This is a genomic window from Enterococcus sp. RTP21361st1_A6_RTP21361_211029, from assembly GCF_040910045.1.
GTDB classification, from domain to species: Bacteria; Bacillota; Bacilli; order Lactobacillales; family Enterococcaceae; genus Enterococcus_D; species Enterococcus_D gallinarum.
The window spans coordinates 25,124-36,950 of the sequence record NZ_JBDGBK010000029.1 but is presented as its reverse complement, the minus strand read 5'-3'; the positions used below and the strand labels follow the sequence as shown (position 1 = coordinate 36,950).

Sequence of the window (11,827 nt, the reverse complement as noted above, 5' to 3'; positions counted from 1 at the left end):
GAGCAATTTTCTTTGGTGTTCTTGCATCGATCATTATCACCTATATTTCTAACAATAGTTTGATCAAAAGTGATACGGCGATCGGGATCACCTTCAGCTCCTTTTTAGCTTTGGGAGTGATCTTGATTGGCGTAGCTAACAGTTCTACGGATTTGTTTCATATCTTATTCGGAAATGTGCTCGCAGTCCAAGAGGGGGATAAATGGGTCACGATTGCGATTGCTTTACTGGTCATTGCACTGATTATGATCTTCTTTCGGCCATTGCTGATCACTTCTTTTGATCCGATGATGGCGAAAGCTTTTGGAATGAATGTACAGGTATATCATTACTTGTTGATGCTGCTTTTGACACTAGTTTCCGTTACTGCGATGCAAAGTGTCGGTACGATCTTGATTGTAGCTTTGCTGGTTACGCCAGCAGCAACTGCTTATTTATTTACAAAACGCCTTAGCCATATGATGGTGATTGCAGGGATTCTAGGCGGTGCTTCTTCTGTGATTGGGTTATTTATCGGTTATTCCTTTAATATTGCAGCCGGATCAAGCATTGTCCTCACTGCAGCTGTTTTGTTTGTCTTAGGATTTCTCTTTTCACCAAAACAACAAACGAGTCCTGCCAAACGCTGGCTGACCACGGCAATGGTTTCTGCTGCCGCTGTTGCAGGAGGATTCTTGATTTATCAGCAAGCAGAGCAGGCGGCAACCGTTGATGACAAATTAAATGTTGTAGTGACCAATTCGATTTTAGCAGATATGACCAAAAACATCGCCGGGGACAAAATCAATCTCCACAGCATCGTTCCTATAGGGCGTGACCCTCATGAATATGAACCACTGTCAGAAGATGTCCAAAAAGCCACTGATGCAGACATTCTATTTTATAATGGCTTGAATTTAGAGACGGGCGGCAACGGCTGGTTTACTAAATTAATGAACAACGCCAACAAAAAAGCGGGTGAAGATTATTTTGCCGTCAGTGATGGCGTAGAAGTCCTGTATCTATCGGATGATGCTGATCATACAAAGGCAGATCCTCATGCATGGCTTAATTTGGAAAATGGGATGATCTATGCGCGAAATATCGCCCAACAATTGAGTAAGAAAGATCCTGCAAATCAGGGGGGCTATCAAGAAAACTTGGAACACTATCTGCAGCAGCTTTCCGAATTAGACCAACAAGCGAAAGATAATTTTGCTTCAATTCCTGAAGAAAAGAAATTGATCGTGACAAGTGAAGGCGCCTTTAAGTACTTTTCGAAGGCCTATGGTGTGCCATCCGCTTATATCTGGGAAATCAACACCGAAGAAGAAGGAACGCCTGCTCAGATCAAGAATTTAGTCGACCAATTGCAAGCATCGGCAGTTCCTTCATTGTTTGTCGAGAGTAGCGTTAATACTCGCCCAATGCAAAGCGTGTCTCGGGATTCAGGTATTCCGATCTACGGCACTGTCTTTACAGACTCCATCGCTGAACCTGGACAAGATGGCGATAGTTATTATGCGATGATGAAGTGGAATTTGGAGACGATCTATAACGGATTACGCCAATAACGAAAACAAGCTCTTAAGTATCCTAACTATCCAAACGAGATAGGAGGATCACTTAAGAGCTTGTTTTAGGCTACAGCATGTTTTTCGGCGGGCACGAGATGATAGTATGTGATTTCTGGCGGCACAGCAAAGCGCGCTGGAATCGCCGTGGTCCCCACACCATTGGACACACTTAGAAGTGTGTTCGCGGCCAAAAGATAGAGACCATCTGTGTATTTGAGGGCGCCTTTCGTTTTCGCACGATAAAAGGGCACACGAATCTGGCCTCCATGGCTGTGACCGGATAGAACGAGATCATAGTCACGAATGTTGTCTACTCGAGAGACATAGTCAGGTTCATGGATCAAGAGAATCTGCCATTCTGCTAAGGTTGGCTCGTAATGGTAGTGGGCGCTTTTGCTCGCACTATCGATCCCTACGATATTCATCGAGGTTTTCTCATCAGAACCAAATACAGATTCATTGTCCAACAAGGTGAAATTGGCGTTTTCATACACTTCATTCACAAAATATTGCCCATCATTCAAATGATCATGATTTCCTAATACAGCGATTTTCCCCATTGGCGCATTCAATTTCTTTAACTTTTCAATGAGGCGGCTGGTTGAACGGTGAGGCCACTTACGGTAATTGTCGATCAAGTCACCCGTGATGATGATCAAATCAGGTTTGTTTAAGATCGTGGAACGGATGATACGATTGATGCGTTGCGGTTTGAACCAACGAGAAAAGTGTAGATCACTGATATGTGCGACTACTACATTCTGTTCATTTTGATAAAGATCATAGGCTTTGGAAATATCAAGGACCGTTTGCTTTTCTTTTTTGATCAAATAATGCCGCTGTTTTAATCGGCGCGGCTCAATAATAAAGGCGTAAAAAAGCAAGCCCACAAGGAAGGAAAAGATAAAAATGAAGGTCAGCATAGCGGGTCTCCTTTTTTGTTTAGCTAACTAATAGCATAGTAGATTCACCCCAAAAAAGCAATCAAACAAAAGACATTCAGTAAAAATTTTTTTCCTTTTTTTTATTGATTTTCAAAAAATAAAAAAACAAATTTACTTTTTCCATTGTTTTTGTTTAACGATGAAAATATCCAGCTTAGATAACAAGAGCAGCAGTCAAGCACATCTTAAATAATAGGCGAAGGGCTCCTGCATTGCAGAAGCCCTTTGTAGGAAGTCTAAGTGTTCATGTCCGCGTCCTTTTCCACTAGGCATGGATCTTAAATGTTGGCAAATCAGTTTCAATGTCAGCGTGGAATCAAGCTTTAGGTTCCGAAAAATCATTTGTTTCGCAGTCGTTGTAATCGGCGTCCTTTCTTTGAAGGAATCAATGCAGTCAAACAATCATAAGGAGTGGTGATCAGTCGCCAAGCAACTGCTTTACTAGAGGCAAACTGATAATTTCGCTTAAACAAAAGATGCCCGCTGATCAAGGCAAAAATAACCGCTGCAATCATGATCCATTGATCATCGAATGTTGTAAAATGATGAATCGCTGTGATCAAGAAAGGGTAGCTGTAAAAGTACACAGCTGTAAAAATAAAGGTCAAGTTTCTTGTCAACTGCCTGAGAGTGAGCAGAAAGAAAAGCGCTGAAAGCAACAAACCAAGAGGAGGAAAGAGTGTCACTAGAAACGAATAGACAACTCCCCAGAGAATCATTCCAGGACCTTTGACTAGTGCTGCAATGACAAAAACAAATAAAAGAAATAAGAGCTGTTGGGTAAATGTGGCTACAGTCACTAAACTAAATAGAATCAGTAAGAACCAGTGAGAAAATGTCGCTGTTTGATCTTTGGCAATCGGCTTTTGCTGCAATTTAAGCCAGTTAGCAAAACTTGGGAAATCTTTTTGGAAGTTTTGTTGAAAATTCCCGTTAAATTGTTGATGAGCATTTTGCTGACGATAATAGTGATAGCGTTGCCGTAAAGTACATTTTGTAAATGGTTTTGATTTTTCCATCTTTTCACCTCCGAATCTGATGGATCATAGGTCTATTATAATCGACTGGCTTTTTTTCTCCCTCCACCTTTGGGCTGATTTTTCTTGATTGCTGAAAACTTTCTTTAGCAAATGAAAAAACAAGAAGGATTCGTTTCTTAAAGCCGCAAAATATGCTAGAGTATAGAGGAAACAAGGAGGAAGTTTTATGATTTTTGATTCACATACACATTTAAATGCAGAACAATTTAATGAAGAGATTCCCGAAACGATTGCCAGAGCTCACGAGCTAGGAGTAACGAAAATGGCAGTTGTCGGATTTGATCAACCTACGATTGAAAAGTCATTGGCATTAAGTCAAGAATATGATGGGATATACAGTATCATTGGATGGCACCCAACAGAAGCGGGATCTTACACAAAAGAGATTGAGGCATTCATCCAAGAGCGCCTGACACAACCCAAAGTTGTAGCTTTAGGAGAAATTGGACTGGACTATCATTGGATGGAAGATCCAAAAGAGGTACAATCGGCTGTCTTTCGTCGGCAAATCGCGATCGCTAAAGAGATGCATTTACCTATCAGTATTCATACCCGAGAAGCGATCGAAGACACGTACCAGATTTTAAAAGAAGAAAAAATCACTGATATCGGCGGCATCATGCATAGTTTCAGTGGTGATGGCGAATGGGCAAAGCGCTTTTTGGATCTAGGTATGCACATTTCATTTAGTGGTGTAGTGACCTTCAAAAAGGCGTTGGATGTCCAAGAAGCTGCGCAAGTGGTTCCGATCGATCGTCTATTAGTCGAAACTGATGCACCTTATCTTGCACCAATGCCTTACCGAGGAAAACGCAATGAACCAGGGTATACCCGCTATGTAGTCGAAAAAATCGCGGAACTGCGTCAGATGTCTTTTGAGGAAGTCGCCAAGCAAACGTGTATCAATGCTGAGAAGTTGTTCAACCTTTATGAAGGATAGATGGAGAATCGAAGAGATCATTGTCGTCGAAGGGAAAGACGATACGCGCCGATTGCAAGAAGTGTTTGATGTCGATACGATTGAAACGATCGGATCAGCGATTGACGAAACCATCTTAAGTCAAATTGAACATGCCCAAGAGACTCGTGGCGTGATCGTTTTTACGGACCCTGATTTTTCGGGTGAAAAAATTCGTAAAATCATAATGGAAGCTGTCCCGGCTGCCCAACATGCCTTTTTGCCTCGAAGCCAAGCTGCACCAAAGAAAAAGGGCAGTTTAGGTGTGGAACACGCTAGTGATGAAGCGCTTAGAGAAGCACTTCGCAAAGTCGTCACGCCAGTCAGTCAGCAAGATGAAGACGAGAGTGAGAAAATTTCTCGTCAAGTTTTAGCAAGCTATGGGCTGATTGCTGGTGAGCAAGCACGAGCAAAACGGGAAAAACTCGGAGATGTTTTACGAATCGGTTATACGAATGCCAAACAGTTGGAAAAACGTCTTGCCATGTTTCGGATTACTGAAACAGAATTGGCTGAAGCAATGAAGATAGTGGAGGAAGAATTGTGAAAGAACAAAGGGATATTGCAACCCCATCAAGAACGAAAGAAATATTAGCAAAACATGGCTTTACCTTCAAAAAGAGCCTGGGGCAGAATTTCTTGACTGAACCTAATATTTTGCGCAAAATCGTTGCGACTGCTGCAATCGATGATCAAACAAATGTGATAGAAGTCGGACCGGGGATCGGCGCTCTGACCGAGCAATTGGCGAAACATGCGCGTCAAGTCCTGGCTTTTGAGATTGATGACCGTTTGATTCCAGTTTTACAAGATACATTGGCTCCTTATTCGAACATTCAAGTGATTCATCAAGATGTTTTACAAGCAGACTTGTCTACAATGATCAGAGAAGCTTTTACCGATGAACGGCCAATCAAAGTCGTAGCGAATCTTCCTTACTATATTACGACGCCGATCATGATGCATTTCTTAGAATCACAGGCACCAATCCAAGAAATGGTTGTCATGATGCAAAAAGAAGTGGCTGACCGTATTTCAGCTGTTCCAGGAACGAAAGCGTATGGCTCTTTATCGATCGCTGTCCAATACTACATGGAAGCAGAGCTTGCTTTCATTGTCCCTAAGACGGTTTTTGTGCCCCAACCAAATGTGGATTCCGCAATCTTGAAGCTGACTCGTCGTGCAACTCCTGCGGTTGAAGTAACAGATGAAAAAGAATTCTTCAAGTTGACGAAGGCAGCCTTCCAATTACGACGGAAAACGTTGTGGAATAACCTGCAGAATTCCTATGGAAAAGATGAAAAAACGAAAGAATGGCTTAAAGCGAGTTTAGCTGCCAGTGAAATTGATCCAACTCGTCGCGGAGAGACATTGTCATTAGCAGAATTCGCACGTTTGAGCAATGAAATGCTGGCGCACAAAAAGGGACTTGAAATAAATGAATAATGAAACAGCAGGGGCTGTGGCATAAGTGAGGCAACAAACTGAATATCTGAAGGAAAGGGGAAAGGACCTATTCCAACCGTATCGTTGGTTCAAGGGGCACTTTTAACAGAATTCGCTACCTTATCTCCTTCAGGTATTTTTGTCTGTTCATACTTAGGTCATCGTCCTGTTTTTTTGTGTCTTGACACCTTGGTGTTTTCAAGCTACAATGAGCGAGATAAATGTGTCAAGACACATTGAAGGAGGAATTATTCATGAAGAAACATTCAGTACGTCATTTAACGATTGCAGCACTTTTGATTGGTATGGGAATCGTTATTCCAATGGTGATGCCCAAGATCGTCATCGGGCCGGCTTCCTTTACTTTAGCTAGCCATGTGCCATTGTTTGTGGCGATGTTCTTTTCACCAGGGATGGCGATAGCAGTAGCTTTAGGTACCACATTTGGCTTTTTTATCACATTACCGCCGATCATTGCTTTGCGGGCATTGTCGCACGTTGTTTTTGCCGTGATCGGGGCATTTTATTTACAAAAAAATCCAAGTATTTTATTAAAGAACGGCAAGCCAACATTATTCAATGCTCGTTTTCAAGCCTTTAATCTTGTGATTGGCCTTATCCATTCTATTGTGGAAATGCTTGTTGTAGCTGTTTTCTATTTTACCGGCAATGTACCAGGCACCGCGTTTGATGGCAATTTTTACTACTTCTTGTTTGTCTTGATGGGTATCGGTGGCTTGATCCATAGTTTGATAGATTATAACTTAGCCTATTTTGTTGCCGGGGCACTAAGCAAACAGTTCGATATTCGTTCCTTTTCAAGCGCAAAAAAACTATTACTAGGAAAAAAGAAACAAGTCCTTTCTTAGAATTAGACAACAAATACAAAGCGTAATGGTAAATGCTAGGGGAACTTTCTCCATGTTCTCTTAGCTTCTTTTTATGCTCATTTAGGGATGGTCTAAATCATTGGATTCAACGCTTTGAGAAGCATTGTTTTCCTAAATTATGGTTCTAAAACATAAATTCTTTTCGTTCCTTTGACATTCAAGGTATAATAGTCAAAGAAGAAAGGAGTAAACTGATGAAAAAGAAAAGCATTAGTTTGCTTTTAGGTCTGCTCACCTTTAGTTTGTTCTTTATCTGGCTTTTCTATGATAAAGCTGGAGCAACTCCTTATGTGAAGAAGCAAGAACAAGCGGCACAATCGGTGACTTCGATATCAGGACTGGATCTGACTGCAGAAAAAGAAGAGCCCGTGATTCGATTAGATGTACCATTGGCAAGCCAATTTGATCCAGAATATTTAGGAAATGGCTGTGAAGTCACTGCTTTATCCATGCTGTTGAATTTCTACGGGTATGATACAAATAAAAATGAGCTGGCTGCCAAATTAGACTATGTCCCTGTTTACGCAGATGAAACTCATCGAGGAGACCCACGAGAAGGTTTTGTTGGGAATATTTATGGCGGCGATGGAGCAATGGGGGTTGCGGTAGAGCCAATCGCCAAAGTTGCGAGCCAGATGGTAGGGGCTTCCTATCAAGTGGTAAGTGGTCGAGACAAATCTTTTGATGAGATTATTGAAGTTTTGGAGCAGGGCACGCCTATCTGGATGATTGCTACCCTTGAATTGCAAGTACCAACCAATGCTGATTTTTTTGAGTGGCCGACGCAATCGGGAATGATCTACGAAACGACATTGATCCATTCCGTTGTTATTACTGGAATAGATGGAGACAAAATGTATGTCAACGATCCTTATGGCTACAAGGATCGTGAAGTCTCACGAGATGATCTGCAAGAAATCTATGAACAAATGGATCAACAATATCTCTATCTTTCAAAGAAATAAGCCAAAGTCTTAAAAGCGGATTGACATTGAATGAAAGAACGATTATAATTCTTAGAAATTACAAATAGAGATGAAACGTTGAAGAGAAGAGTAAGCGCTACGTTGAAGGTACAGAGACTCCGGTTGGTGAAAAAGGAGACATGAGACAGGCGTTGAAGATGAGCTCTGAGTTTTTATTTGGTTCACGCCAAATAGACGGTATGCGCCCGATAACGCGCCAAGTATCATTGGTACTGTTGAGGTGCACGCCTGCAAAGGCAGCACGAATTAGGGTGGTAACACGAGTCAGTCGTCCCTTTTATCGTTACATTAACGATAAAAGGGACGACTTTTTGCTGTGAATCACTGCGACTGACATGCAAAGCATGGCAGAGCAGATGATGAACAGTACTAGGCGACCGAAGGGAACGTAGTCACCACGTCTCGAATCACTGCGACTGACATGCAAAGCATGGCATGCAAGTCACACTGAACCAACCATGTTCAGAAGCAACGATAGGTGAAACCACGAGAAACGATAAGGTAATAAAAAGTAAATGTTCATAGGAGTCGATTGAAAAAGGAGTGAGAAGATGCCAATCATCATCCCCAAAGAATTACCGGCAGCAGCTATTTTGAAGCACAACATTTTTGCTTTACAACAAGAGCGAGCTATCAAACAAGAAATTCGCCCTTTGAAAATTGCGATCGTCAACTTGATGCCGCAAAAAATCACTACAGAAAATCAATTGTTGCAGCTTTTGTCCCAAAGTCCTTTGCAAATCGAAGTAACATTATTGAAAATGCAGCAACATGAAAGCAAAAATACTAGCTCGACTCATCTAGACAAGTTTTATGTCGCATTTAAGGCAGTCAGTGAGGAACGTTTCGATGCCTTGATCATTACAGGAGCACCAGTCGAAAAAATGCCTTTTGAAATGATTGATTATTGGCAGGAACTTCAGGAAGTCATGGCTTGGAGTCAAACAAATTGCACATCGGTATTGCATATCTGCTGGGGAGCACAAGCTGGGCTGTACTATCATTATGGTATCGAAAAAGTGCTTCATAAGCAAAAACTTTTTGGTATTTTTGAACAGCGAGTGATCGAGGCTCATCCGCTGATACGAGGGTTTAATGATTCCTTCATGATGCCCCATTCTCGTTATACGGGGATCAATGAGGCGCAGCTGCCACTTGCACCTCTGAATGTGCTTGTTACAGGAATAGAGACCGGTCCAGCACTCTTAGTTTCCCATGACCATAAAAATAGTTTTCTTTTAGGGCATTTGGAATACTATACAGAAACGTTGAAAGAAGAATATTTGCGAGATAAAGCCAAAGGGCTCAAAACGGCACTCCCCAAAAATTATTTTTCCGACCAGCAAGGAACGGTCATCAATCGCTGGCGAGGGCATGCGTCCTTGTTTTTCAGTAACTGGATCCACGAAACCTACCAGCGCACGCCCTATGATTTACAGATTCTGCCAACGCGTACTGGTTATTATATAGGTAATGAATGGGAGGGCGGACATAGGCGGCAGTGACTTTAGTCAATGTTTTTTTCAGTGAAACAAAAGAGCGCTAGACAAAGAAGGTTGATCTGAAAAGCCCGCTAGTTTTAAACCAGTGACTGCTGTACTCATTTACTTCTACCCTCCATCAATGGTCAGGTTTTCCACAGCGAATGATCAAAACAGCTCATTTTGCTTCATTGTTTCACAAAAGGCTATGATTGCTTCATTCTACTCATCAACGAACAATTTGGCAGTTAAGGCAACTAGTTTCACTACTATCGTCAGAATTTTGCGACAACGACTTTATCCCGCTTCATTGAGCACACTAAACCAAGAAAGGAAAATACGATTATGACTGTTGATATGACGACTTTTTTAGCACAACTAGGCAATCGTTCGGATCAAGCGACGGGAGCTGTCAGTGCACCAATCTATCTCTCTACCACCTATGCGCATCCTGAATTAGGTCAAAGTACCGGTTATGATTATACACGTACCAAAAACCCGACGAGAGAGCTATTAGAATCCGGGCTGGCTACCTTAGAAAATGGCGCTCGAGGAATCGTCACGAGCTCAGGTATGAGTGCGATCGCATTGATTTTTGAACTTTTCCCAAGCGGCAGTGAATTTCTCGTATCAAGAGATTTATATGGGGGTAGTTATCGTTTTTTTGAAGAGTTACAAGCGCGCCAGATTGCTTATTTTCACTATTTCAATACGCTAAACGAACTTGAAGAACAAATCAGTTCAACGATTGCGGCGGTCTTTTTAGAAACTCCGACAAATCCATTGATGACAGAAATCGATGTGTCTGCGGTCTCCGAGATCGCGCATCAAGTCAATGCTTTACTCATCGTTGACAATACTTTTTTGACACCATTGAGACAAAAACCGTTGGAACTAGGCGCAGACCTCGTTCTTCATTCTGGGACCAAGTTCCTGACAGGTCACAATGATATTTTGGCTGGTGTGATCATTGCAAAAGAAGTCTCCCTTGGTGAACGCTTGACCTATCTTGCCAATACCACTGGCCCAACTTTAAGCAGCTTCGACTGTTGGTTGTTCATTCGCAGTTTAAAAACGTTGCCGTTACGGTTTGAAAGACAAGAGCAAAACGCAAAAGAAATCACTGCGTTTTTAAAACGCCAGCCAGCAATCAAAGACGTACTGTATCCTGGTGTAGGAGGTATGATCAGTCTTCGGTTAAAGGAGGCAGTGAAAGTCCGTTCATTTTTGAAGGAACTCTCAATTTTTACATTTGCTGAAAGTTTGGGCGGAGTTGAAAGTCTCATCACTTATCCTACGACGCAGACACATGCAGATATCCCTAAAGAATTACGGGAGTCCTATGGTTTGACGCCGGATCTCTTGCGGCTCTCTATTGGGATCGAGAATAGTCAGGACTTGATTGCGGATCTTAAGCAGGCATTGTCTTACATCTAAAAAAACCCCTTTTTGCGAGTACTATAGAAAGATATAGCGCAAGGCTTTACTAGAGTTTCTTTATTGACAGTTTTTGGTGTATAAGATAAAGTTACACTACATATGAATAGTTAGTCCGATGATCAACTGACTACAGCAGGAAATGTAAAGTTGTAGTTAAGTACTAAGTATTCTATCCAGTCATTGCGTCTATTTGCGACAATCACAAGAAAGGGATCGTTGCTTCTGTAGGCTTCGCTCAAAGGGGGAAAAAGGGGAAGAAAAAAATGAAAATAAGTTGGAAAAAATGGGTTAGCGTATTTTTAGGCGTATTGGTTTTTGCTTTGGCAGGCTGCAGCAAACCTGCCTCAGAGGCAACTACAGTAAAGCTTGGGGTTGTTGGAGAGCAAAATGAAGCTTGGGAATATGTTCAGGAACAATTGTTGGAAAAAGAGCAAATCAATCTACAGCTCGTTAAATTTACTGATTATCGTCAGCCCATCCTGGCACTAGAGGACGGTTCGATTGATCTGCACGCAGCCTTGACAGAGATTTTTATGGATAATGTCAATCAGGAAAGCGGATATTCCAATACAACGATTGCTTATACCACACTCAATCCACTGGGGATTTATTCAGACAAAATCAAAGACATTGCTGAATTGGCTGATGGTGCTACTGTCGCGTTACCAAATAACGTTTCAAATGAGAGCCGCGCATTATTGTTGCTGCAGACGGCCGGGGTGATCACATTGGATCAATCAAAAGGTCTGCTGCCAACGACGAATGATATCACCGATAACCCGAAGCAGCTGACGTTCAAGTTGCTGGATGCCAATCAGACCGCGCGAGCAATAACGGATGTCGATATTTCATTGATTAACAATGGGATGGCTGTTGATGCCGGATTTGTGCCAACAGAAGATGCGATTTTCTTAGAGCCTGTCGCAGATTCGTCCAAACCGTATTACAATGTGATCGCGGCCCGAGCGGAGGAAAAAGAAAATCAGACGTATCAGACGATCATCAAGTATTATCAAACAGATGAAGTCAAAGAAATTATTGATAAAGTAACAAAAAAATCAAGTATACCTGTATGGTAAGAAAGTA

The 11,827-nt window shown here is 41.9% G+C and carries 11 protein-coding genes; 9 read left to right on the top strand and 2 right to left on the bottom strand.

The window, feature by feature from the left end:
* A partial coding sequence (locus AB5Z52_RS07370) for an iron chelate uptake ABC transporter family permease subunit (protein ID WP_368266861.1) occupies positions 1 to 1,553 on the top strand: 1,553 nt, incomplete at its 5' end.
* 65 nt (positions 1,554 to 1,618) lie between these two features.
* Here the strand turns inward: AB5Z52_RS07370 and AB5Z52_RS07365 are convergent.
* Positions 1,619 to 2,479, bottom strand: a complete 861-nt coding sequence (locus AB5Z52_RS07365; RefSeq protein WP_005470881.1) for a metallophosphoesterase — start codon at positions 2,477 to 2,479, stop codon at positions 1,619 to 1,621.
* A gap of 359 nt (positions 2,480 to 2,838) precedes the next feature.
* Positions 2,839 to 3,519 carry a hypothetical protein gene (locus tag AB5Z52_RS07360; protein ID WP_005470882.1) on the bottom strand — a complete coding sequence of 227 codons (681 nt, stop codon included), beginning with the start codon at positions 3,517 to 3,519 and terminating at the stop codon, positions 2,839 to 2,841.
* A 187-nt stretch (positions 3,520 to 3,706) separates the two neighbouring features.
* On the opposite strand from AB5Z52_RS07360, the gene AB5Z52_RS07355 reads away from it, so the two are divergent.
* The 8 genes from AB5Z52_RS07355 to AB5Z52_RS07320 all read left to right on the top strand — a co-directional run bounded on the left by AB5Z52_RS07355 (position 3,707) and on the right by AB5Z52_RS07320 (position 11,820).
* Positions 3,707 to 4,480 (top strand): TatD family hydrolase, encoded by a 774-nt coding sequence (locus AB5Z52_RS07355; RefSeq protein WP_003125970.1) that lies wholly within the window; start codon positions 3,707 to 3,709, stop codon positions 4,478 to 4,480.
* Complete coding sequence (rnmV, locus tag AB5Z52_RS07350; RefSeq protein WP_005470883.1) at positions 4,470 to 5,045, top strand: ribonuclease M5; 576 nt, start codon at positions 4,470 to 4,472, stop codon at positions 5,043 to 5,045. The genes AB5Z52_RS07355 and rnmV overlap by 11 nt, the downstream gene beginning before the upstream one ends.
* Complete coding sequence (gene rsmA / locus AB5Z52_RS07345; protein WP_003125972.1) at positions 5,042 to 5,944, top strand: 16S rRNA (adenine(1518)-N(6)/adenine(1519)-N(6))-dimethyltransferase RsmA; 903 nt, start codon at positions 5,042 to 5,044, stop codon at positions 5,942 to 5,944. Before rnmV ends, rsmA begins: the two co-directional genes overlap by 4 nt.
* A gap of 254 nt (positions 5,945 to 6,198) precedes the next feature.
* The gene (locus AB5Z52_RS07340) at positions 6,199 to 6,813 is read left to right on the top strand and encodes a hypothetical protein (RefSeq protein WP_003125974.1); all 615 of its coding nucleotides are present in this window, start codon (positions 6,199 to 6,201) and stop codon (positions 6,811 to 6,813) included.
* Between the two features lie 215 nt (positions 6,814 to 7,028).
* Positions 7,029 to 7,799 carry a C39 family peptidase gene (locus tag AB5Z52_RS07335; RefSeq protein ID WP_368243541.1) on the top strand — a complete coding sequence of 257 codons (771 nt, stop codon included), beginning with the start codon at positions 7,029 to 7,031 and terminating at the stop codon, positions 7,797 to 7,799.
* A 572-nt stretch (positions 7,800 to 8,371) separates the two neighbouring features.
* Complete coding sequence (gene metA, locus AB5Z52_RS07330) at positions 8,372 to 9,325, top strand: homoserine O-succinyltransferase (protein ID WP_005470886.1); 954 nt, start codon at positions 8,372 to 8,374, stop codon at positions 9,323 to 9,325.
* A 321-nt stretch (positions 9,326 to 9,646) separates the two neighbouring features.
* A complete protein-coding gene (locus AB5Z52_RS07325; protein WP_288551751.1) occupies positions 9,647 to 10,738 on the top strand; it encodes an aminotransferase class I/II-fold pyridoxal phosphate-dependent enzyme in 1,092 nt (363 codons plus the stop codon).
* A gap of 266 nt (positions 10,739 to 11,004) precedes the next feature.
* On the top strand, positions 11,005 to 11,820 hold the full coding sequence (locus AB5Z52_RS07320; RefSeq protein ID WP_003125982.1) for a MetQ/NlpA family ABC transporter substrate-binding protein: 816 nt from the start codon (positions 11,005 to 11,007) through the stop codon (positions 11,818 to 11,820).
* Positions 11,821 to 11,827 lie beyond the last annotated feature (7 nt).

What these genes read in the sequence shown, in the direction of transcription:
- AB5Z52_RS07365 (WP_005470881.1), bottom strand. Translation starts at nt 2,479, where the DNA reads ATGCTGACCTTCATTTTTATCTTTTCCTTCCTTGTGGGCTTGCTTTTT.
- AB5Z52_RS07355 (WP_003125970.1), top strand. Translation starts at nt 3,707, where the DNA reads ATGATTTTTGATTCACATACACATTTAAATGCAGAACAATTTAATGAA.
- AB5Z52_RS07335 (WP_368243541.1), top strand. Translation starts at nt 7,029, where the DNA reads ATGAAAAAGAAAAGCATTAGTTTGCTTTTAGGTCTGCTCACCTTTAGT.
- AB5Z52_RS07340 (WP_003125974.1), top strand. Translation starts at nt 6,199, where the DNA reads ATGAAGAAACATTCAGTACGTCATTTAACGATTGCAGCACTTTTGATT.
- metA (WP_005470886.1), top strand. Translation starts at nt 8,372, where the DNA reads ATGCCAATCATCATCCCCAAAGAATTACCGGCAGCAGCTATTTTGAAG.
- AB5Z52_RS07360 (WP_005470882.1), bottom strand. Translation starts at nt 3,519, where the DNA reads ATGGAAAAATCAAAACCATTTACAAAATGTACTTTACGGCAACGCTAT.
- AB5Z52_RS07320 (WP_003125982.1), top strand. Translation starts at nt 11,005, where the DNA reads ATGAAAATAAGTTGGAAAAAATGGGTTAGCGTATTTTTAGGCGTATTG.
- AB5Z52_RS07325 (WP_288551751.1), top strand. Translation starts at nt 9,647, where the DNA reads ATGACTGTTGATATGACGACTTTTTTAGCACAACTAGGCAATCGTTCG.
- rnmV (WP_005470883.1), top strand. Translation starts at nt 4,470, where the DNA reads ATGAAGGATAGATGGAGAATCGAAGAGATCATTGTCGTCGAAGGGAAA.